Origin of the sequence: Allosphingosinicella deserti (assembly GCF_003012735.1) — a bacterium.
In the GTDB taxonomy this organism is placed as follows: Bacteria; Pseudomonadota; Alphaproteobacteria; order Sphingomonadales; family Sphingomonadaceae; genus Allosphingosinicella; species Allosphingosinicella deserti.
This window is the reverse complement of record NZ_PXYI01000001.1, coordinates 293,780-315,019: the sequence shown is the minus strand read 5'-3', so window position 1 is coordinate 315,019 and position 21,240 is coordinate 293,780. Positions and strand designations below refer to the sequence as shown.

General features: G+C 65.0%; 15 protein-coding genes. 7 read left to right on the top strand and 8 right to left on the bottom strand.

Going from position 1 to position 21,240, the window contains the following annotated elements; genetic code table 11:
- The first annotated feature begins 70 nt into the window (after nucleotides 1–70).
- From C7I55_RS01455 to C7I55_RS01445, 3 genes are all read left to right on the top strand, one after another.
- Complete coding sequence (locus C7I55_RS01455) at nucleotides 71–307, top strand: hypothetical protein (protein WP_106511106.1); 237 nt, start codon at nucleotides 71–73, stop codon at nucleotides 305–307.
- Nucleotides 308–482: 175 nt separating this feature from the next.
- A complete protein-coding gene (locus C7I55_RS01450; RefSeq protein ID WP_199192678.1) occupies nucleotides 483–1,649 on the top strand; it encodes a winged helix-turn-helix domain-containing protein in 1,167 nt (388 codons plus the stop codon).
- 139 nt (nucleotides 1,650–1,788) lie between these two features.
- A complete protein-coding gene (locus C7I55_RS01445; RefSeq protein ID WP_106511104.1) occupies nucleotides 1,789–2,400 on the top strand; it encodes an outer membrane protein in 612 nt (203 codons plus the stop codon).
- A 72-nt stretch (nucleotides 2,401–2,472) separates the two neighbouring features.
- Here C7I55_RS01445 and C7I55_RS01440 read toward each other — a convergent pair whose 3' ends face one another.
- From C7I55_RS01440 to C7I55_RS01430, 4 genes are all read right to left on the bottom strand, one after another.
- Nucleotides 2,473–2,895: a DoxX family protein gene (locus tag C7I55_RS01440; RefSeq protein WP_106511103.1), complete on the bottom strand. Its 423-nt coding sequence runs from the start codon at nucleotides 2,893–2,895 to the stop codon at nucleotides 2,473–2,475.
- A gap of 117 nt (nucleotides 2,896–3,012) precedes the next feature.
- Complete coding sequence (locus C7I55_RS01435; RefSeq protein WP_106511102.1) at nucleotides 3,013–5,061, bottom strand: EAL domain-containing protein; 2,049 nt, start codon at nucleotides 5,059–5,061, stop codon at nucleotides 3,013–3,015.
- 178 nt (nucleotides 5,062–5,239) lie between these two features.
- Entirely contained in the window at nucleotides 5,240–5,386 is a 147-nt protein-coding gene (locus C7I55_RS27955) for a hypothetical protein (protein ID WP_158266233.1), read from the bottom strand.
- A 115-nt stretch (nucleotides 5,387–5,501) separates the two neighbouring features.
- Nucleotides 5,502–6,080 carry a DUF805 domain-containing protein gene (locus C7I55_RS01430; protein WP_332888398.1) on the bottom strand — a complete coding sequence of 193 codons (579 nt, stop codon included), beginning with the start codon at nucleotides 6,078–6,080 and terminating at the stop codon, nucleotides 5,502–5,504.
- Between the two features lie 11 nt (nucleotides 6,081–6,091).
- Here C7I55_RS01430 and dmeF point away from each other — a divergent pair, with 11 nt between their 5' ends.
- On the top strand, nucleotides 6,092–7,096 hold the full coding sequence (dmeF, locus tag C7I55_RS01425) for a CDF family Co(II)/Ni(II) efflux transporter DmeF (RefSeq protein ID WP_106511100.1): 1,005 nt from the start codon (nucleotides 6,092–6,094) through the stop codon (nucleotides 7,094–7,096).
- A 179-nt stretch (nucleotides 7,097–7,275) separates the two neighbouring features.
- On the opposite strand, the gene C7I55_RS01420 is transcribed toward dmeF, so the two are convergent.
- Entirely contained in the window at nucleotides 7,276–10,308 is a 3,033-nt protein-coding gene (locus C7I55_RS01420; RefSeq protein ID WP_106511099.1) for a TonB-dependent receptor plug domain-containing protein, read from the bottom strand.
- A gap of 255 nt (nucleotides 10,309–10,563) precedes the next feature.
- Nucleotides 10,564–11,247: a FadR/GntR family transcriptional regulator gene (locus C7I55_RS01415; protein WP_332888397.1), complete on the bottom strand. Its 684-nt coding sequence runs from the start codon at nucleotides 11,245–11,247 to the stop codon at nucleotides 10,564–10,566.
- Nucleotides 11,248–11,469: 222 nt separating this feature from the next.
- Here C7I55_RS01415 and C7I55_RS01410 point away from each other — a divergent pair, with 222 nt between their 5' ends.
- Nucleotides 11,470–13,083, top strand: coding sequence for an alpha-L-fucosidase (locus tag C7I55_RS01410; protein WP_106511097.1), 1,614 nt, complete (start codon nucleotides 11,470–11,472; stop codon nucleotides 13,081–13,083).
- Nucleotides 13,084–13,171: 88 nt separating this feature from the next.
- On the opposite strand, the gene C7I55_RS01405 is transcribed toward C7I55_RS01410, so the two are convergent.
- Together C7I55_RS01405 and C7I55_RS01400 are read right to left on the bottom strand one after the other, a co-directional pair.
- On the bottom strand, nucleotides 13,172–16,063 hold the full coding sequence (locus C7I55_RS01405; protein WP_106511096.1) for a TIM-barrel domain-containing protein: 2,892 nt from the start codon (nucleotides 16,061–16,063) through the stop codon (nucleotides 13,172–13,174).
- Between the two features lie 13 nt (nucleotides 16,064–16,076).
- Entirely contained in the window at nucleotides 16,077–17,732 is a 1,656-nt protein-coding gene (locus C7I55_RS01400) for a DUF5597 domain-containing protein (RefSeq protein ID WP_233221985.1), read from the bottom strand.
- A gap of 172 nt (nucleotides 17,733–17,904) precedes the next feature.
- Between C7I55_RS01400 and C7I55_RS01395 the strand changes: the two genes are divergently transcribed.
- The gene (locus C7I55_RS01395; protein ID WP_199192677.1) at nucleotides 17,905–18,690 is read left to right on the top strand and encodes an SGNH/GDSL hydrolase family protein; all 786 of its coding nucleotides are present in this window, start codon (nucleotides 17,905–17,907) and stop codon (nucleotides 18,688–18,690) included.
- 18 nt (nucleotides 18,691–18,708) lie between these two features.
- Nucleotides 18,709–20,952, top strand: a complete 2,244-nt coding sequence (locus C7I55_RS01390) for a hypothetical protein (RefSeq protein ID WP_233221984.1) — start codon at nucleotides 18,709–18,711, stop codon at nucleotides 20,950–20,952.
- Nucleotides 20,953–21,240 lie beyond the last annotated feature (288 nt).

Sequence of the window (21,240 nt, the reverse complement as noted above, 5' to 3'; positions counted from 1 at the left end):
GCGAGCGCACATTGCCGGGTTTTATCTTCCGGGTTAGCGTTTGCCCATCCGAGTCGCAGAAAGCAGAGCCATGGACACGACGAACGCGCTCAGTCCGGTCGAGAAACGGTGCCTCCGAACACTGGCTTTCGCACTCGATCAATATGAGCCGTTCGTCGCGCTGTCGGTGCCCGAGCGGACGCTGCGCCGCCTGATGGACGAAGGTCTCGCCGCCGAAGGGCCAAGCCTTCGTCCGGCGGTTGCGCCCAAGGGCTACAAGCTCACCGATCGCGGCTGGGACACCGTCCGCCAGGTTTGGACCCGCTGAGACCACAGCGGGCCCGTTTGTCCGACGTCGAGGCCTGATGCCGTGCCGGCTCATCCGTGAATAGACCATCGCACGGCTGTCGAGCGCCCGCACCTGAATGGTGAGAAACCGTGCAGGCGCCGCCTTGCCGGTGGCGACTTGCGCGGTGGGCGCCGGCTCTGCCACCGTCGTCAGAATGAACCCGAGAGCCACGATCTCCCTTGCTGCCGCTCGCCGCATCGCGCTCGCAGCGCAGGGCTTCGGCGTGCCACGCCCCGCGATCAGCGGCCCGCGCGACCTGGCACGCACCGTCGACCGGCTCTCGCTCCACCAGATCGACAGCGTCAACGTGGTTGCGCGGGCCCATTATCTGCCGGCCTTTTCCCGGCTGGGCGCGTACGATCAGGCCCTGCTCGATCGTGCGGCCTGGGGACCGAAGCGCGAACGCAGGCTCTTCGAATATTGGGCTCACGAAGCAAGCCTGCTGCCGATCACTCTGCACCCCCTGCTACGCTGGCGGATGGCCGCCGCCGATCGCGGGCAATCGGGCTGGAAGAGCATGCGGCGCTTCGCCGTCGAACGACGCGCCGAAGCCGAAACCGTACTCGCGCGCATTCGCGGCGAAGGGCCGCTCGCCGCCTCCGATTTCGACAATGGCAAGGGTCGCGGCGGGTGGTGGGAATGGGGCGACGGCAAGGTCGCGCTCGAATTCCTGTTCTGGGCAGGGCACGTCACCACACGCACCCGGCGCGGCAATTTCGAGCGCGTCTACGATCTTCCCGAACGCGTGATCCCCGCCGCTATCCTGGATCTGCCGGCGCCGAGCGAGGCGGATGCCCAGCGGCAGCTCGTCGAACGCTCGGCCCGCGCGCTGGGCATCGCCACCGCCGGCGACCTGCGCGACTATTTCCGGCTGAGCCCGGAGGCCGGGCGCGCCGCGATCGCCAGCCTCCTCGAGGAGGGCACATTAGTGCCGGTCGCGGTCGCCGGCTGGCACCAGCCTGCTTACCTCCACAAGGATGCGCGGCATCCCCGCCGGATCGAAGGACAGGCGCTGCTCGCGCCGTTCGATCCCCTGGTGTGGGAACGGTCGCGCGCCGAGCGGCTGTTCGGCTTTCGCTATCGGATCGAGATCTACACGCCGGCCGAAAAGCGGGTGCACGGTTATTATGTCCTGCCATTCCTGATGGACGAGCGGCTGGTGGCGCGGGTGGACCTCAAAGCCGACCGGCAGAATTCTCAGCTGATCGTGCGCAATACGAGTTTCGAGCCCGATGCACCGGCCGAGACGGGAGAACGGCTCGCCACCGAGTTGCGGCTGATGGCCGGCTGGCTCGGTCTCGAGACCGTCTCCCCCGGTTGAAACGACCGGCCGGGCCTCACGCTCGTTGCACAGCCGAAAGAAGCGTTTTGTTATGCAACCAACCTCGACGAAGTATGTTCTACGGCGCGACGGGCTGCCCTCCACGGGCCTCCAGAGCCCGCGTTGATTGGAGTAGAACATGAAGAAATTGCTTCTGGCCGCATTGTGCGTGGCCGGCCTCCCCGCTGCGGCTTCGGCCCAGGACAGCTCGGCTCAGGACATGTCGGCTCAGGACACCTCCGCTCAAGACGCGCCGCAGGACGCCGCACCCGACGGCAGCCCGGCGTTCGGAATCGAGCCTTATGTCGGCGTCCTTGGCGGGTATCACGACTTCGACCGCGCGAGCGAGTTCGGCAGCTTCCCCGGTGACAGCGGGCCGCAGGGCGCCCTCGTCAGCGGCATCGCGGGCCTCAACGTACCGCTGGGCCCGGTCTTCGTCGGCGTTGAAGGCAATGCGTCCAAGGGCGTCAGCGGCGACATCGATTGGGAATATGGCGTCCGCGGCCGCGCCGGCGTGCGCGCCGGCGACAGCGGCATGATCTTCGCCTCGGCCGGCTATCAGTGGGTCGAAGGGGAAAAGGGCTACGGCAACAACAAGGATTGGGTCTACGGCCTCGGGGTCGAAGTCGGCCCGAAGGACATCGGCCTCGGCGGCATCACCGGCAGCAGCGGCGTGCGTCTGCGCCTTCAGGCCGAAACCTATGATTTCGACAGCATCCGGCCGATGGCCGGCGTCGTCTTCCACTTCTAATCCAGTGCAGCGGGTGTGCCGCAAGCACCCCGGGCAAGAATCCGGAAGGCCGGGGCGGCGACGTCCCGGCCTTCACTGTGTCCGCAGCCGATGATCGATCGCGTAGCGGCCGGCACCAAGAGTCGCGAACAGCAGGCCGAGAAAGACGAGGATCAAGGCGGGCCACCAGCCCGGGAAATCCTGCGTCCAGTGGACCATGACGCAGGCGACCACGAAGACGAAGGTGATGAGGAGCCCCGCCCAGCGGGTCAGCAGGCCGAGCACGAGCAAGATGCCGCAGACGAACTGCGCCCAGACGCACAAGGGGGCCAGCAGCGCGGGTGCGGCAAAGCCATGTTGGGAGAGGAACCCCGCGAACTCCTGCATCCGCGCCGCGCTGAAGACGTTGTCGTGGCTTTGCCAGATCAGGAATGCGCCAGTCACCAGCCGCAGGAGCAGCAGCCCGAGATCACCGAAGCCGGCAAGCGGCGTAAGCAACAGCAGATCCTTGCGCATGACGTCCCCCGCCCGGAGTTGCGAAGCTCGGCACGGCGAGCCTTCTCTCGGATCACCATCGTAGCCTGAATTCCGGCTTCGCGCATCGGCCGATGTGCGGCTTGATCCGGCGCAAGATTACATCCGGCGGGCGCGGGACGCAGGGGCGCTGAGATCGACGGGATCGACGAACTCAAGCCCGGCTCGGCCGTCCTTCGCCCAACGGACCACTGCAGGGACCAATTTGTTGTCGGCGATGTCGACCTGCAGTTGCTGGCCGGCGCTCAGCGGCAGATCATAGCCGTCGATCATCAGCCCCTTTGTGGAAATGTCGCGGATCCGCGCGGAATGGGACCGGCCGTGAACTTCGAGCCGGGTCGATCGCAGCAGTTTCTGCCGTGACAACCGGCTGGTCTTGAGTCCGACCGGAGTCGCCTCTGCGCTGTTGGCGAGCGAGGCCGCGACATCATCGCCGCTTACCGGGCGCCCGTAGACGAAGCCCTGGATGTGCGAGCAGCCGAGCCGCGCGATCAGTTCGATCTCATCCTGCGTTTCAACGCCCTCGGCCGTCGTTTCCAGCTTCAGAGTGTCGGCAATGGCAACCACGGCGCGGATGATCGCCGCATTGCGCGGATCGAGGGCAGCGCCCCTGACGAAGGATTGATCGATCTTGATCTTGTCGAACGGGGCCTTCTTCAAATAGGCCAACGAGGAATAGCCGGTGCCGAAATCGTCGAGCACCAGGCGAAGGCCCATCTGCTTGAGCGAGCCGAGCATGCGTTCGGTCGACGCGTCTTCGTTGAGGAAGATGCTTTCGGTGATCTCGAGTTCCAGGCGGTCGGAGGCAAGGCCGGAATTGGCGAGTGCGCTGGCGACGATCGCGGGAAGCGCCTGCCGGGCGAACTGCACCGGCGAAACGTTGATCGCGATCCGCACCGGCCGCGGCCAGCGCGCCGCGGTGGCGCACGCGGTGCGGAGCACCCACTCTCCGATCGGATCGATCAGGCTCGAATCCTCGGCGATCGGGATGAACTCGGCGGGTGAGACGGCGCCGAGCCGCGGGTGATTCCAGCGCAGCAGCGCCTCGTAGCCGACCACCGCCTTGGTCAGCGTACTCACCACCGGTTGGTAGGCGATCCACAATTCGCCGCGGTCGAGCGCCTGGCGAAGATCGTCTTCCAGGATCTTGCGGGTCTGTGCCTGCCGCAGCAGCTCGGTGCGGAAGAAACGGTGCCGTCCCCTGCCCTCGGCCTTGGCATCGTAGAGCGACAGATCGGCGTTGCGGATCAGTATCTCGGAATCGCTGCCATCCTCTGGCGCGACGGCGATGCCGACCGAGCAGCCGATCGAGATGTTGCTGCCGCTGATGAAGTAAGGCTGCGACAGCGACGAGATGATGCGCTGGGCGAGATCTTCGAGGTCACTACGATTGCCGTAATTGGAGACGATCACCTGGAATTCGTCGCCACCGAGACGGCCGACCAGTCCCTTGTCGGCGACACAAGTTTCCAACCGTTGCGCGACCACCTTGAGCAAGGCATCGCCGGTCTGGTGGCCGAGCGTGTCGTTGACCGCCTTGAATCGATCCAGATCCAGCATGAACAGGGCCGCGGGCCGGTGATTGCGCTCCAGCTGCATGATGATCTGATCGAGCGACGTCCGCATTCTCGCCCGGTTGGCAAGACCGGTCAGCGAGTCGGACAGCGCCAGCCGCTTGATCTCGGCATCGGAGCGCCGCTCCGCGGTGAGATCGGCGCCGTGGCCGACGAAACCGCGGAATTGCCCCATTTCGTCGATGTGCGGCCGCCCCGAGATCGTCCAGATCCGCTCGGCACCATTGCCTCGCGACCGAACTTCGAAGCCGGCGAAGGAGGTGCGCGCATTCAAGTGGAAATTGAGCGTGCGCTCGGAGCCCTCCAGCTCGCCGTTGACCTCGAACAGCTCGGTCAGCAATCGCCCGACCGCCGGCTGTTCCACTTCATCGAGGAGCTTTGCGACCTTGCCGGAAAGATAGACGATGCGCCCGGCACGATCGCTTTCCCAGAACCAGCCGCTTCCCTGCGCTTCGAAGCTGTTGACCAGCCGCACCGCAAGATCGGGATCCAGTTGCTCGGCGAGCGCCCGTGAAGCCGCTTCGGCTGGACGCCCTCCGAGACCGAATCCGTTCACCAGCCGCGTCAGGCTCATATGGTAAGCTCGATACCGAGGTTAGAGGGCCGTCAGACAAAGCACCGGCCGATATGCCGTGCCTCCCCGTCTTCGCACGGCGATCTTCCTAAAGGATTAATCCCAGCGGATTCGGAGACACTGCCGCCAGCGCGAGGCGCGCTGTGCAGTGCATCGGGCACTACCGGGGCGGGCTGCCTCAGCGCAGGTAGCGCAGGGCGAGAAGAACCCCGATCACCAGGGCGACGGCCGCGGCGAGGAACAGCCAATCCATGTGCCTGGCACGGCCGACGAGCCGGTGGCGGGCCGGATGCGAGAGGCCGAGCATGCGAAAAAGCTTCTCCAATGGCCCTCCCGGAGCGATCGTGGTTCATGCGACGCGGCCGCGGCAACGATCGCGCAGCCTCATCGCCTCCCGCATGACATGGGAGCCGGCCGCGAGCGGACGGCTCCCTGGCCGGTCAGAATACGGCCGCGGCGCTCCCCGCGTCGAAGCCCTTGGGATCCTCGCCGTAAGCATTGGGTCCGCGAGTCCCTTCAAGAACCATGAAGACCAGCAGGACGAGCCCGAGGAGCGGGACGAAGCCAAGCAACACCCACCAGCCGGACCGATCGGTGTCATGGAGGCGACGCACCGATACGGCGAGGCCCGGAACGAGGAAACCCAGCCAGAGAAGGACGGTAAGCGGCCCATAGAAGCCAAGCACCATTCCTGAGAGCCCCAAGATGTTCTCAAGAAACACGGCTGCGAACAGGCACACCAGGTTCAGCAGGACGAAGCTCCAATATTCCTTGCGGCGGGAACGGCCAGTGAAGTCGGCATATTTCTTGAAAGGCAGCGTAGCCCATTCCATGATATTCCCCCTTGTCGTGCGTTCATCGGGAGCAAAGCTTACCCTGATCCCGGCACGAAGGCAAAGCAGTTGAAACGCAAGGTTAGGGCAACGCTCCCACGGCTGCGTCACGCTCATTGGCGGGTCCGCCGCGACGAGGTTGAACGGGATCACCCATTCGGACATTGAACCGCCGAAGACAGCCATCGGAAATCCCCGTGCACAGCCAGACTTCCGCCGACGACCTGACTCACAGCCATCGTTTCAGCCACGACGACGATGGCCGAAGCGAACGGCGGACGTTGCTTGTCGTCGGTTTGACCGCAACGATGATGCTCGCCGAGATCGTCGGCGGTGCGATCACCGGCTCGATGGCGCTGCTCGCCGACGGCTGGCACATGGGAAGCCACGCGGCGGCGCTCGGGCTCGCCGCGTTCGCATACCGCTTCGCCCGGCGCCACGCGCACGATCGGCGCTACACGTTCGGCACCGGCAAGGTCGGGCCGCTCGCAGGGTTTGCAAGCGCGATCGTGCTCGGCCTCATCGCGCTCGCGATGGCTTATGAATCCGGGCAGCGCCTGCTGACGCCGCTGCGCATCGAATATTCTGAAGCGATGACCGTCGCCGCGGTCGGGCTGGCGGTGAACCTCGTCAGCGCGCTGCTGCTCGGGGGTCATCACCACCACCACCATGGCGACGACGGACATGACCGCGCAGGGCACCAAGGGCACGATCCGGGTCACGATCACGGGCGCCACGACCATGAGCACCATCATCACGATCACAATCTGCGCGCGGCCTATGTTCACGTTCTCGCCGACGCGCTGACCTCGTTGCTCGCCATCGTCGCACTTGCCGGCGGAAGCTGGCTGGGGCTGTTCTGGCTCGATCCCGTGATGGGGATCGTGGGTGCCGGAGTGATCCTGTGGTGGTCGTGGGGCCTCGTACGCGGCGCGTCACGAGTACTGCTCGACGTGGAAGCGAGCGAAAGCCTCGCCAACCGGATCCGCGGCCGTCTTGAAGCCGATGCCGACAACCGCGTGATCGACCTGCATCTGTGGCAGGTGGGGACTGGCCACCTCGCCTTGATCGTGTCGGTGATGACCCATCATCCCCGCACGCCATCGCACTACAAGGCTTTGCTGAACGACATCGAGCCGCTCGCGCATGTCACGGTCGAAGTTCATCCCTGCCAGGTCCGCGAGGTCGCCGCCCGCGCGTGACGTGCTTCAGCTTCGTGGGTTCGACCTGCGATAGATCGCGGCACGAGGACCCTTGATCTCGCGTGCGCGGAGACACGCTCCGGCCGAACCGCTCCACCGCAGAAAAAGAGTGCCGCTCCGGCGGGATGAACCGGAGCGGCACGACGCTGCCCGCGTAGGGACCACGCGGGGGCGTTAGGTCAGAACGTCAGATGCGCTCCGACGGTGAAGGCCCGTCCGATCGGATCGTAGATCGTCGGGAAGGTGTTGCCGCTGTTGTACGACGTGCCGCCGACATTGGCGCCGACCAGAGGCGGAGCCTTGTCGAGCAGGTTCTCGATGGTGATGGTGATGTCGAGATTCTCGGCAGGACGCGCACGGAACGTCAGGTCGAAATAATCATAAGCTTTGATCTTCCGGAACGGTTCGAAGACCGTGGTCGGATTGGGTCCACCCGGCTGCGGCGTGTCGAGCGGCTGGATGGCTGCGGTCGTGAATGGTTCGAGCTTCACCGACGAGACGTGGTTCCAGAGCAGCGAGACGTCGACAGCCTTGGTGGAGTAGGTGACGCGGCCATTCCATTTCCACTCCGCCCGCGGATTGGTGCAGTTGGTGCTGTAGAAGCCGGTGCAATCGCGGTTGATCGACAGCTCGTTGGCCTGGAAGTGATAATAATCGAGCCAAGTGCCGTTGAAGCCGAAGCGCAGCTCGCCCGGATCGCCGTCGAACATTTCGGAGAGCTTCAGCCGATAGGTAATTCCCAGGTCGACGCCAGCCGTCTCGATCTGGCCCAGGTTCGAATAGCCAAGGATCACGCCCGGCGTATCACCCGCTCCGTTGAGGCTGCCGTTGAGCGGGTTGCGCCCGATCAGGGCACAGAAGTCGTTCAACGTCTGCGACGGATTGAGGGTCGACGAGTAACAGCCGTTGAGGATGTCACCCTGCGCCGGCTGCGTGATCGCGTCCTTCACGACGATGTTGAAGTAATCGAGCGTGACGGCGAGGTTCGGCAGGAAGCCCGGCATGAAGACCGCGCCGAGCGTGTAGGTCCGTGCCTTCTCGACATCCAGGTTTGGATTGCCGGCCGTGGTGACGTTGATCTGGCTCGAAGACGGCGTCGAGATCGAGCCGTAGGTGCCCGGAGGCGCCCCGGTGCCTTCGCAAAGAACCCGGGATGCACTGGGATTGGCACCGGCGCACGGGTCGACGGCAAGGTTGCCAAGTCCCTGAACCGGCGACTGGAAAAGCTCCTGGATGTTGGGCGAGCGAACAGCGCGCTGATACATGCCACGGAATTTGATGTCGCGAACCGGGGAGATCGATCCGCCCGCTTTCCAGGTCGTGCTTCCGCCCGTCGTCGAGTAATCGGAATAGCGGATACCCGCCTCGATGCTGGCGTTGTAGATGAAGCTCTTTTCGACCAATGGCACCAGCAGTTCGCCGAAGACCTCCTTGACGCTGATCGTGCCGAAATCCGGCGGTGTGCGGGCACCGGTGCCGAGAACTTCGCCCTGGATCTGCGAAGGCGCGTCCGGATTGCTGCGCGCCGAAACCTTGCGATATTCGGCACCGAGCGCGAAGCCGAGCGGCGTCTCCGCGAAGGGGCTTTGCAGCGAGAAGAGGTCGCCGGAGACGGACCCAGTCACCACCGTCAGCTTGGTCGTGCGGCGTATCAGCGCGTCAAGATCGAAGAAGGCGATCATCTCGGGCGTGATGCTGCCTTCGGGCCCGAACAGGTTCAGCGGCACGCAGCCGTTGGAGGCGTCGGTGCAAACCGGAGTACCAGCCCCGTTGCGATACGCCCGCAGCGCTTGCTGCACGCGGCTGAACGATCCCCAATTCTCACGGGTCTGGTTCTGGGTGGTCTCGCCATGTTGGCCCGATATGTCGAAGCGGATGTTCTCGGTGATGTCGCCGCGAAGCCCGGCCTGCACCTGGAACATGGTCGATTCGACCGCGTTGCCGCGCGGGCCGTATTCGGTGAAGCGTCTCTGGGCGATGACCGGTATTTCGATATAGCCCGGTGTACCGGGGCCGCCGACCGCCGCGCCGGCGGCCGCACAATTGGCAGCCGAGATCGGCTGAATGCCGGTGACTGCCGGATTTGTGTCGAACGCGGCGCAAAGCTGGTTGCGCGCCGCGGCCGGAAGGTAGGGATTGTTGAGCGAAAGCTGGTACGTATTGGTGAAAGTGGCGCTCGATGCGAGCTGGATACGGACGTCATTGCGAGTGAACATGCCGCTCGAATAGACTTCGATGCCGGGCGTGACTTCGTAATGCGCCGCAGCATAGACATTGTAGCGTTCGAGCGGTGTCTGGAAATAGGTACCGATATTGCTGTTGAACGTATCGCCTTGCTGGCCCGCACGCAGGCGGCCGGTCGAAGGATCGAATGCTGCGCCGAATCCGGTGTTCGCAACCCCCAGAGCCGCCGCGTTGGGCGACGTGAAGATCGTCGGCACACTTGCCAGAGATCCCGAGAACTGGCCGTTTGCCGACAGGATCGGGAACTCGCCGATGTTACGGTCGGTGGTCAGCAGCGGATCCGACTTGGTGTAGCCGAGCGCCAGCACCGCATTGCCGCGCCCGTCGGCAAGGTCGGAACCGATCACGAGATCGGCGCGGAACAACGCGGAGTCGCCGCGCTCCGAGATCCGGTACGAGGAGCTGAGGTCGACGCCGCTGAAGTTGCGACGCGTGATGAAGTTGACGACGCCGGCGACGGCGTCGGCGCCGTAGACCGAGGATGCGCCACCCGTGGGCACGTCGACGCGCTCGACGAGCGCCACCGGAATGGTGTTGAGATCGGTGAGGTTGTCGAGGCCGAACGGAACGATACGGCGGCCGTCGAGAAGAACGAGCGACCTGTTCTCGCCGATGCCGCGAAGGTTGATCGTCGCAGAACCGTCACCGCCATTGTTGACAGCCGGTCCAATCGACGGACGCACCGACGGCAGGTCACGAAGCAGTGCCTCCGCGGTGGGTGCTTGGCGAAGCTGGATCTCTTCCTGGCCGACAACCGTGACGGGGCTCGAGATCTGCAGATCGGGTCGCGCGATACGTGAGCCGGTGACGACGATTTCGCCGCCTTGGGCGGCCTGCTCCTCTGGAGCGGGCACGTCCGGCGAGGCCTCGGCCGGCTCGGCTACCTGTGCAGCGACGGGCCCAGCCGCCAGAAGAAGACAGGCAAGCGACGTCGACGCAAACAAGGTGCGCTGTAAAATTTTCGACATTCATCCCCCTTCGTCGCGGTTATCGCGACGTGACCTTATTCGAGGTAACCGGAAACATCCCCGCCCTCGCCTGCAGGATTGCGCACTCACTTCCGCCAACCAAGACGAAAAATTAGCAAGATCGGATAATTGTCGGTTCAGTTGCCGTTCAGCAACAGACTGGCCGATTGCGGGCGAACGGGCGCCACTATGCGGATCTCATGGATCCTGTGTCGAGACGGTGTTTTGCGATAGCGGGCCAGTCACCGCGTCACCTCAAGCGGGTTCGAACCCCTCCGCGGAAGCTCTTCGGATCAGTGCCAGGACATTGTCGATCAGCACACGCATGGCGAGATCGGCGCCGTCCGCGTCCTGCGCCGCAATGGCGCGCAGGACGTCGCCATGCTCCTTGAGATTGGCCGTACCCCCGAAATGATTGGTGAAGGCGATCGAGCGGCTGAGCGCCGTGCGGATCAGTTCCTCGAACTGCAGGTAAAAGGGGTTTGCTGCGGCGGCGAGAATGGCGACATGAAAATCGATGTCCGCTTCCAGCGCGCTGCCCTCTCCGCTTTCCGCCGCCTCCATTCGCGTCAAGCCTTCCGCGATCCGGGCGATCGACTGCCGCGTGGCGTTCAGCGCCGCCAGGCGCGCTGCGGTCGGCTCGATCGCAAGACGCAATTCGGTGAAATGCTTGAGCAGCTCGAGCGAGAATTCCCGCTGCAAGAGCCAGCGCAGCACGTCGGGATCGAGCAGGTTCCAGCGCTCGCGCGGCTGGATGACGGTGCCGACCCGCCGGCGCGCGCTGAGCAGCCCCTTGGCGGTCAGCATCTTCACCGCCTCGCGGGTGACCGAGCGGCTCAGGCCATGTTGCTTGGCCAGCTCGAACTCGGTCGGGAACGGACCCTCGAAGCGCTCGCCGACGATCGCCTGGCCGAGCGTTTCGCGCAGTTCGTGAGTCAAATTCCGGCTTGCAGGCCTCCGCCCGCGTCCCGCTTCACGCGCAAGCAAGGTCATATGCGCACGGCCTCGGGCCACCGACGGGCCGACCAGACGCTTCCTCTCCGCTGAGGACCTGCCTTCATTGCGGACATCCTCTCTTTTGTCTTGTTATCGCTAACATAGATTGCGAAGGCTGGGGTTCGCAACAGTAAAGCGGCGAACAGCTTGGATATGGAGCCGGGGATGCTTTCCAGACGTGACCTTCTGCGCACCGGCATCGCAACCGCTGCCATCACGCCGGCCATCGCCGGGGCGAAGGCGCCAATCGCGGCCGACTGGCAGTCGCTGGCTGCCGCCTATCGCACGCCCGATTGGTTCCGCGATGCGAAGTTCGGCATCTGGTCGCATTGGGGGCCCCAATGCGTCCCCGAATATGGCGACTGGTACGGTCGTCAGATGTATATCCAGGGCAATCACGTCTACGATCATCACGTCCGCACCTACGGCCACCCGTCGAAGGTCGGCTTCATCGATCTGATCGGCAAATGGACTGCGGAAAAATGGCAGCCCGAGGCGCTGATGGGGCTCTATCGCAAGGCCGGCGCCCGCTATTTCATGTCGATGGCGAACCATCACGACAATCTCGATACGTTCGACAGCAGCCACCACGCCTGGAACACCTTACGGGTCGGCCCCAAGCGCGACATCGTCGGCATCTGGGCCCGGCTCGCGCGCGATGCCGGCATGCGCTTCGCGGTCAGCAACCACAGCGCGCACGCGTGGCATTGGTGGCAGACCGCCTACGGCTATGACGCCGAAGGCCCCCTGAGGGGCGTTCGCTACGACGCATTCCGCCTGCGCAAGGAGGATGGTCGCGGGACCTTCTGGGAGGGGCTCGATCCGCAGGAGCTCTACACCGGCCCTGCCTTCGTTCCGCCCAAGGGAATCGACAGCATCGCCGCGCTGAATGCGTGGCACGATTCGCGCGACGGTCAGTGGATGGAGCATGCGCCGGCGCAGAATCCCGCCTTCGTCGCGAAGTGGCTGCTGCGGCAACAGGATCTCGTGGCCAAATACCGGCCGGACATGGTCTATTTCGACGATTATCGGCTCCCGTTCGGCCAGACCGGGATCGACGCTGCGGCCGATTATTACAATCGAAGCCTCGACTGGCACGGCAAGATCGACGTCGTGCTCACTGCCAAGCGCCTGTCGCCCTTCCAGCGCCACGCCATCGTCGAGGATGTCGAGCGCGGGTTCATGGCCGACATCCAGCCGCTGCCCTGGCAGACCGACACCTGCATCGGCAATTGGCATTATGATCGGCCGCTGTACGAGCGTAAGGGCTATAAGAGCGCCAAGAGCGTGATCCAGCGTCTGTGCGACGTCGTTTCCAAGAACGGCAATCTCATGCTGTCGATCCCCCAGCGCGGCGACGGCTCGATCGACGATGAGGAGGAGAAGATCCTCGGCGAACTCGCAGGCTGGTTCGCGCTGAACGGCGACGCGATCTACGGCACCCGCCCATGGCGCAGCTTCGGCGAGGGTCCGACTAGGCCGCCGGTGGGCATGCAGAACGAAGGCGACGCCAAGCCCTTTACCGCTGAGGACATCCGCTTCACCGTCGGCCGCGGCGTGCTCAACGCCTTCTTCCTCGACTGGCCGGAGAGAGAGAGCGCGATCGCATCGCTTGGCGGCCAGGCTTTGCCAGGGGCCGGGATCGAGCGGATCGAGACGATGGCCGGCCAGCCGGTGGCGTTCCGCCGAGAGCCGAACGCGCTGCGGCTGACCGTGCCGCCTGCCGTGTCAGGTGCGTTCGTCCCCGGCGTTCGGATCTATGGGCGCGGCCTGATCTAGACCCAGGACGAGAGGATGATTCACGGATCAGGCGGATTCAGCCTGATCCGATCTAAGGATCCTCCCCGGCACGGGGAGGATCTTCAGGTCACCGCTTTACTTTCACCACGTGCTGCGCGCCGGTGTAGTTCACCGTCGCATCGCCTGCGCCGTCCAGGTCCAGTGCGCGTGCCTTGCCCGGGCGGATCCAGCGAATTTTGAAAACCCGGTTCTGCGCCATGTTCGGGAAGCTGCCCTCGCGGCCCCCGATGGTGAGCGTGCCCGCCCGCTCGTCGTAACGGATCGGAATGCGCGCGAAGGCGCCGTTCAGATATTGGCGGCTGACGCCGTCATCCTCGTATAGCGAGAAGCTGCCGTCGGCGCCGGTATAGACGTTGAGCAGGATCGGGCCATCCGCCTTTTCGGCGGTGCTCTGAACGGCGGGACCGATCGGGATGATCGATCCGGCGCGGACGAACAGCGGCATCCGCTCGTAGGGCGCGGCCGCGCGGATCGTCTTGCCGCCGGTTTCCGACTTGCCGGTGTAGAAATCGTACCAGCTGGTCCCGGCGGGCAGGTAGACCTGCCGCTCGCGCGCCTTGAACCGGGTCACCGGCGCGACCAGGAAAGCAGGCCCGAACAGATATTGGTCGTTGACGTTCCAGCCGGCGCGATCGCCCGGAAAGTCCATCGCCAGGCCGCGCATCATCGTGCCGTCCTTGTGGAAGGTGTCGGCGGCGAGCGTGTAGACATAAGGCATCAAGCGGTAGCGAAGCTTGTCGTACCACTCCATCGACCGGTACATCGGCGATCCCGCCGGAGCGATTTCGTAGATTTCCCGCTTCGGTGCCTCGCCATGGCTGCGGAACAGGGGCGAGAAGGCGCCGAACTGGAACCAGCGCAGGTTGAGCTCGCGCCATTCGTCGAGATGCTTCGGATCCTGCTTCGTGTAGCGATCCTCGAGCGCGAAGCCGCCGATGTCGTGCGTCCAGTTCGGAACTCCGGACATGGAGATGTTCACGCCGGCAGAGATCTGATCCTTGAGATCGTCCCAGCGGCTGGCAACGTCGCCCGACCACAGGGCCGAGCCGGTGCGCTGAATGCCACCGAAGCCGGAGCGGGTAAGGATGAACGGCCGCACGTCCGGCTTGTAGCTCAGCCAGCCCTTGTAGACGCCTTCGGCGTGGACCAGCGGGTAGCTGTTAAACAGGGCGCCGCCAGGCCCGATCGCCGTCGGTCCCATGCGGTAGGCGCGCTCCTCGACCGACAGGTTGGAGTGGATGTCGGGCTCGGTCGCGTCCATCCACCACGCATCGACGCCGAGCACGGCCAGCCGCTCCTTCATCTGGCGCCAGTAGATGTCGCGCCCTTTGGGATTGTAGGCGTCGTAATCCGTGTTGAGATAACCCGGCCCGACCCAGTCGCGCTCTTTCGCCTCGAGATTGCGCGTGTAGACCGCACCGGCCTTGGCGAGTTCCTTGTAACTGTCGGTGGTCGGATAAAATTTCGGCCACACCGAGATCATGAAGCGCGCGTTCAGGGCGTGGATGCGGTCGATCATGCCCTTGGGGTTGGGGAAACGCTTCGGATCGAATTCGTGACTGCCCCAATCGTCCTCGCGCCAGTAGAACCAATCCTGTACGATGTTGTCGAGCGGCAGCCCGCGCTTGCGATATTGCTCGACGACGTCGACGACCTCGTCCTGCGTGTTGTAGCGCTGGCGGCTCTGCCAGAAGCCATAGGCCCATTTCGGCATCATCGTCGATTTGCCGGTGAGCTGGCGATAGCCCGAAATCACGCCGTCGAGATCCTGGCCGCCGACATAATAATAATCGATCGCCTTGCCGGCTTCGGAGGCGAAGGAGATCGACCGGCGATCGGCCTCGGGCAGCGGATCATTGTGGAGCAAGGCGATGTAGCCGGCATTCGGCTCCCATTCGATCCGAACGTCCGCAGGCCGGCCGGCGGCGAGCTCGACATCGAAATTATGGTACCAGGGATTCCAGTTCTGGCGCCAGCGCTGCAGCACTTCCTTGCCGTCGACGAACACCTTCACATAGCTCGACGAATACAGGCGAAAGCGGTGCAGGCCGGAGGCGTCCGGAATGATCTTCCCGGTCCAGATCACCCGCTGGGTCTGAACCGCGACCCCGGCGGTGTTCTGACCGCTGGTGCCGGCAACGGTCTGCGCCTTGGCGGCCGCCGGCCACTTCGCCTGATCCTTAATATATTGGTAGTTGATGACCTGCTCGTTCTGGGTGACCGCGAGGCGATCGCCGAGATAATATTGCGCGGTCCAGCCCGGACGGCCCTGCCCATCCGTCACCTTGAGCCCGGTTTTGCCTTCGCCGATCAGGCTGTACGGCTTGGGATTGCCGAAGCGCGTGATCGAATTGTTGTCCCACAGGATTCCGTAATTGCGGGTCGAGACGAGGAACGGGACGGCGATGTCCATATTGTGCTGGGCGAGTTCGACGTCCTCGCCATTGTAATTCATCTGGCCGTTCTGGTGCTGGCCGAGGCCGAACAGACCTTCATTGGTGTTGCGATTGAACTGCTGGCGCGTGGCGAGGTATTTCTTGCCTTCGACGGTCACCGGATCGAACGAACCCGGAGCGCTTTCGGCGAGGTCCAACTGCCCGCCCGCGTCGACGAAGGTGACATTACCGTCGGCGAGCGACACGCTTGCCCGCACCTTCTCGGTGGTCAGGGTGACGACGCCGTCCTGCTCGCTGACCGCGAAGCCGCGCGCCTGCGGTACGGCCGTCACCATCAGGCTCGGCGGCACATCCAGATTGCCGTCGGGAACCGCGGTCACGCGGACGATCGAGTCGCCATAGACTTGCAGGCGCACCAACTTCTCCGGCCCGTGATCCGGCGTGACCACGATGCCGGTGTCGGTCTTGCGATAGCTGCCGGCAGCGAGCGCGCTGCTGCTCGCCGCGGCAAGCGCGGCGACGAGGACCAGGCGGCCCGGGCGGAACGTGGATCGGATCTTCATGAATTTGCCCCAATCAATTGCGGTTTGTGCCGAGCGTGACGCGAAGCAGCATCGGCGTGCCGGTGAAGTTGATGCCGTAATCGGTCTGATCCCCGTTCAACACCCGGCGCATCTGCCATCGGCCATCGGGAGCAAAGCTGCCCTCTTCGACCCGCAGCACCGATCCGCTCTCGCCGGCCGCGGGCTTGTCCAGGCCGAAGCGCACCCGAACGTCCGAGCCGGCGATGACGATCTCGTTGGGGCCGGTCTGCGCCGCGACCATGCCGCCCACCGGCTTGCCCTTGGTCGGATGGGGATCGGCCTTGAGGTAGGGAGCGTCGCGCTCGCCGAATTCCCACAGCTCGAACTGCGCGGTCACCCGCCAGCGCCCGAGCACGCCCGATTGATCCGCCGCATCGGCGCCCTTGGCGGCGCCCCAGGTCGGGCTGGTGCTGGCGATCCGCGCCCATTGCCGCGCAATCGGTGCGAACAGCCGGTATTTCGACGCGAAAGCTTCGAGCGTTTCCTCGTCGAGCACCTTCGCGCCCAGCGGGTAGTTGGAATAGCCGCTCGCATCCATTCCGAAGGGCGCGAAGCCGATGCCGCCGCGGCCGAGCGTCGGCCAAAAGAAGCGGGCATAATCGGCGGCGTTGCCGATTTCGGGCACGAGCAGCGCGTTGTCCGGGCGCGCATAATGATCGAGATAGGCGATGACGGCTTTCTGATCGCGGTTGTAGATGTCGGGCGCCGTCGCGTCGACGCTCGGCGCCGCCGCCTTCCAGATGTCGATCACGTTCCACTGGGGACCACCGGTGGCGGAATTGGCAGCCGACTTCGCGTCGAACGGATCGCCGAGCGACGCATTGACGTACATCGGCAGCGGCTTCACCTTCTTGCCGGCCGCCGCGATCTCGTCGACATAGCGCGCCATGTGCCAGGTGGTGAAGGCCTGCTCGTCCAGCCCTTCACCGAACACCTGACGCCACGTTCCCGGGCGCTTGCCGAGCTTCTTGACGAGGTCGGCAGGCACCTGGCCCTCGAACAGCTTGCGCGGCTCCGGAGCGTGGTCGCGCATCAGCCCGTAGCTGCCGAGCTCGTTCTCGGGTTGGACCATGATCACGGTATTCTGCGGATCGTTGTCCTTCAGATATTGCATCAGGCGAACGAACGCCTTCTTGTCCGCCTCCAGGTTGGTGCGCGAGTGCGGCGACAGCACATAATGCGGCGTGCCGTCCGCCTTCACCATGTGCGGAAACCTCTTAGAGTCCGTCTTTACCCACATCGGTGTGTAGCTCGCGCCGGTGTTCTTCCAGGTTGCAAACCACAGCAGGACCAGCCGGACGTCGTTCTGCCGTGCCTCGCGCAGCAGGACATCGAGCCAGGAGAAATCGAACTGGCCTTCCTTCGGCTCGATCTGCTCCCAGGCGACGGGAATTTCCAGCGTGTTGGCATGGATGCGGCGCATCACCGGCCAGACGGTCGGCAGCATCGCGGGGTAATTGCTGCTGTTATGCGCCTGGGCGCCGAGCATCAGATAGGGCGCGCCGTCGACGATCAGCGCGTGCTTGCCGTTGCGGCTCTCGATCCGCGGCGGAGTGCTGTCCTGTGCCGGCGCCGGGCTCGCCACGGCCAAAGCCGCCATCGCCAACGCCGCAACGGCTCCTTCCCATCGAGACATTCGCGTCGGCATTCTGATCCCTCCTGCAACCTGCGCCTGCGCACCTCACCGGCAGCGGCACCTGTGGTAGCGGTATCAAAGTCGTCGAACGGCGCAAACCTTTTTATCTTATTTATTCTGGCGTCGCAGAGTCCAGGCGATTAGGTGTGTGCGGAAGCAACGAGATCGGGTGAGGAGAGCAAGCGTGCGACGAAAAGCGATCCTGTTGGCAGCCTTTTTGCTTTCGTCCGCGGCTTGCGGCCAGGCCCAAACCGAACCCAGCGCGGAGCAACGCGCCCGCTGGGCCAGGGAAGCGGAAGAGAGGACGCACAGCGACTGGGCCTATCTGGCGCGCTACCTCGATGCCAACGCCGCTTTGACCGCGGACGCCGGGCAGCAGCGCATCGTCTTCCTAGGAGATTCGATCACCGAAGGGTGGGTGTCGAAGATGCCCGGCTTCTTTACGCCGGGGCGGGTCGGCCGCGGCATCAGCGGCCAGACCACGCCGCAAATGCTGGTGCGGATGCGCCAGGACGTGATCGCGCTGAAGCCGCGCGTCCTCCACATCATGGCCGGCACCAACGACGTCGCCGGCAACACCGGCGCGACCACGGACGAACAGATCCAGGACAATATCCGATCGATGACCGAGCTTGCTCAGGCGCACGGCATCCGCGTGATCCTCGCCTCGATCCCGCCGGCGGCCGATTTCCCGTGGAAGCCAGGGCTCAACCCCGGCGTCCGCATCGAGCGGCTCAACCGCTGGATCCAAGCCTATGCGAAACGGGCGGGAGCGGTCTACGCGGATTATTGGAGCGCCACGCGCAGTGGGCTCGGCTTCCGCGACGGCCTTGCTTACGACGGCGTCCATCCGACCGAGGCGGGCTATGCGGCGATGGCGCCGGTGGCCGAAGCGGCACTCCGCCAGGCCCTCGCCCTTCCCTCGCCCGGCACTGCAGTCCGCTGCGCCAGCGCCGCCAATCCCTGCTGATCAGAGCCGCCGACCCTCGTGCGTCCGCGACCTTTGTCTCTGCTGTGGCTGATCGGCGCCGCGGCGATCGTCGTGGCTGCGCCCGCAGCAAGCGCCGAGCCGGCGTCGACTCCCTATCGGTGGCGCAACGTCAAGGTCGGCGCCGGCGGCTTCGCGCCGAACCTTGTCTTCAGCCACGCGGAAAAAGGACTCGCTTATCTCCGCACCGACATGGGCGGTGCCTATCGCTGGGACGATGCCGCGCGCCACTGGATCCCGCTGCAGGACGGCAATGCGGTCGGCAGTTACATGGGCGTCGAGAGCATCGCCGCCGATCCCACGAATCCTGAAAAAGTCTATCTCGCGGCCGGTATGAGCTATTGGGGCGAGGCCGCGATCTGGCGCTCGGCCGACCGCGGCAAGAGCTGGGACATCGTGCCAGTGCCGTTCAAGATGGGCGGCAACGAGGATGGCCGCGGCCTTGGTGAACGGCTTGCAATCGATCCGAACCAGAGGTCGACCTTGTTCTTCGGCTCGCGCCACGACGGCTTGTGGCGCAGCGCCAACAGCGGCCGCACCTGGGCGAAGGTGGAGAGCTTCCCGCATCCGGGCCTTGGCGCGCCGGAGGCGCGACGACAGACCCATGCCGGGGTCAGCTTCGTCGTCTTCGATCCGGCCTCGTCGACGATCTTCGCCGGAGTTGCAGACCCGACGCGGGCCGGCGTCTATCGTTCGGACGACGGCGGCCAAAGCTGGCGGACGGCCGAAGCCAGCGCGGGACCGGAGATGCTGCCGGTCAAGGCGGACCTCGCGCACCGGACATTGTACGTCGCCTATGCGACCGGGATCGGCCCCAACGGGATCGCGGGCGGCGCCGTCCGCGCGCTCGATCTCAGGCACGGCACCTGGCGCGACATCACGCCCGATCGCGGCGCTTCGGCGGAGGGCGGCTATATGGGGCTCAGCGCCGATCGGCAGCGGCCCGGCCGTGTCGCCGTGTCCAGCGTCGATCGCTGGCAGGCCGGCGACACGATCTGGGTGAGCGACGATGACGGCCGGCATTGGCAAAGCCTGCAGGAACGCAGCCGCCGCGACATCTCGGACGCGCCCTGGCTCGCCTGGGGACATGAGGAGGCCGAGTTCGGCCATTGGACGGCCGGCCTGGCGATCGATCCGTTCGACAGCGGCACCCTCGCTTACACGACCGGCGCAACCGTCTACCGGACTCGCGAGGGCACTAAGCCGGCCGGTACGATGACGTGGCAGCCGTGGATCGACGGCATCGAGCAGACCGCCGTGATAACTTTGATCAGCCCGACGGCCGGCGCGCCGCTCATTTCCGGATTCGGCGATCTTGCCGGCTTCGTTCACGATCGGCTGGACGTCGCACCTGCGACGATGCACCTCGTGCCCCGCCTCACCAACACCAACAATCTCGACTATGCCGGGCTGAAGCCGGATGTGGTCGTCCGTAGCGGCACGCTCCATGCCGAGCAGCCGCAAGGCGGCGCCTCGCTCGGCTATTCGGAAGATGGCGGACGCACCTGGCGCGCGCTGCGCGTTCCGGCGCTCGACGTCGGCCACGAACCGTCGCGCCGCTACGACCTGCGCGGCGATGCGCCGATCGATGTCTCGGCCGACGGTGCGACATTCATCGTCGGAACGCCGATCGCAATGGTGACGCACGATCGCGGACGGACCTGGGCTGCGGCAAAAGGCCTGCCGCTCGGCGCCCGCGCGATCGCCGACAAGGCCGACCGGCGCCTCTTCTACGCGATCGATTTTGACGGAGGCCGCATCTACGTAAGCCGCGACGGCGGCCGCAGCTTCGCTCCGGCCGCCGCGCACGGACTTCCCGCCGACATCTCCAAGGCGCGGACCCGTGGCCGCGAGGACCCGTGGCCAATGGTCGCGGTCCCCGGCCGCGCCGGCGCACTGTGGTTCAATCTCGGTGGCCGCTTGTGGCGCAGCGAGGATCACGCCGGGCACTTCCGTCTCGCGTCGGGCGCCGACATCGCGATCGAGGGATTCGGCCTTGGCCGCGGCGCGGACGGAAGCGACGTTCCGGCAGTCTACGCCGTCGGCACCCGCGCCGGGCTTCGCGCCATCTGGCGGTCGCTCGACGGAGGAACGCAGTGGACGCGGGTCAACGATGACTCCCACCAATGGGGCCTCCGCTTCCGTACCGTCTCCGGGGATCCGCGCGTGTTCGGGCGGGTCTACGTGGCCACGGACGGACGCGGCATCATCTGGGGAGAGCCTGCAGAGGCGCGCCGGAAATAGGTGCAGACACCAGCGCACGACTGGCGCCGGCCATGATCTCGCATGGTGCCTGCGGCGTTCGACTTGACGACTTCAGACTTGATCTCAAGTCTCGTCTTGCCCCGGACGATCCAGTCTTATCGATTTCGGACCGATCACCTGATTTATTCCTTGGGTGCGATTGACTCCGTAAAAATACGTAAGTAGCTGAGCCACTTAGCGGATGGACGCCGAAGCAGGATTCGCTTCGGCCCGGGCGGTGGGGGATGAACATGCCTTGTCGACGACAGCTCGTAGCAGCCGTCCTCT

What these genes read in the sequence shown, in the direction of transcription:
- C7I55_RS01455 (WP_106511106.1), top strand. Translation starts at nt 71, where the DNA reads ATGGACACGACGAACGCGCTCAGTCCGGTCGAGAAACGGTGCCTCCGA.
- C7I55_RS01450 (WP_199192678.1), top strand. Translation starts at nt 483, where the DNA reads ATGAACCCGAGAGCCACGATCTCCCTTGCTGCCGCTCGCCGCATCGCG.
- C7I55_RS01445 (WP_106511104.1), top strand. Translation starts at nt 1,789, where the DNA reads ATGAAGAAATTGCTTCTGGCCGCATTGTGCGTGGCCGGCCTCCCCGCT.
- C7I55_RS01440 (WP_106511103.1), bottom strand. Translation starts at nt 2,895, where the DNA reads ATGCGCAAGGATCTGCTGTTGCTTACGCCGCTTGCCGGCTTCGGTGAT.
- C7I55_RS01435 (WP_106511102.1), bottom strand. Translation starts at nt 5,061, where the DNA reads ATGAGCCTGACGCGGCTGGTGAACGGATTCGGTCTCGGAGGGCGTCCA.
- C7I55_RS01430 (WP_332888398.1), bottom strand. Translation starts at nt 6,080, where the DNA reads ATGGCTGTCTTCGGCGGTTCAATGTCCGAATGGGTGATCCCGTTCAAC.
- C7I55_RS01420 (WP_106511099.1), bottom strand. Translation starts at nt 10,308, where the DNA reads ATGTCGAAAATTTTACAGCGCACCTTGTTTGCGTCGACGTCGCTTGCC.
- C7I55_RS01410 (WP_106511097.1), top strand. Translation starts at nt 11,470, where the DNA reads ATGCTTTCCAGACGTGACCTTCTGCGCACCGGCATCGCAACCGCTGCC.
- C7I55_RS01405 (WP_106511096.1), bottom strand. Translation starts at nt 16,063, where the DNA reads ATGAAGATCCGATCCACGTTCCGCCCGGGCCGCCTGGTCCTCGTCGCC.
- C7I55_RS01400 (WP_233221985.1), bottom strand. Translation starts at nt 17,732, where the DNA reads ATGCCGACGCGAATGTCTCGATGGGAAGGAGCCGTTGCGGCGTTGGCG.